The sequence below is a fragment of the Solibaculum intestinale genome (assembly GCF_040096205.1).
GTDB lineage: Bacteria > Bacillota > Clostridia > Oscillospirales > Acutalibacteraceae > Solibaculum_A > Solibaculum_A intestinale.
Map to the genome: position 1 here is coordinate 1 of NZ_JBBMFD010000071.1, position 512 is coordinate 512.

Genomic DNA, 512 nt, shown 5'->3' on the forward strand with positions numbered 1-512 from the left:
TGCGGCATGAATGTACTGGCCCCTGACCTCAGCTGGGACACCGGTATCCTGACCGACACCGGCGCGAGCAATCCCAGCTACAACACCTACAAATCATCCGGGTACATCCCGGTTTCCCCGTCCCAGGTATACACCATATACCATTGGGACGAGAGCCGGCAGGCATGTATTTTAAGCGCCATTCGGGCGTATTGCTTTTACGGCGCCGGGAAGGAGTTTGTCAACGGCTGGTCGCAGGGCTCAAACCTGCCCTATCAAATCCAAACGCCGGCGGATTGCTGTTACCTGCGCATATCGGTGCCGGCCGTCAATCTCCCCAAAGTATTTTTGGCAGAGGGCAACTACAAGCAAAACGCGATCCCGGAATACCAGGAGGCGCAAAGGATTGCCCCCACATTTTTGACGCCTGCTCCCACCTTTGCAAACAAGCTGCAGGGCAAGACCATCCTGGGGCTTGGCGACTCCATCACCCAGGCGGACGGGTGCGAAGCCGGGTGGATCATGCGCACCGC

General features: G+C 58.0%; 1 protein-coding gene. It reads left to right on the top strand.

Features of this window, described 5'->3' with window-relative positions; all coding sequences use genetic code 11:
* Nucleotides 1-512: hypothetical protein (locus tag WMO26_RS13575; protein WP_349221155.1), on the top strand; the 512-nt coding region annotated here is incomplete at both ends.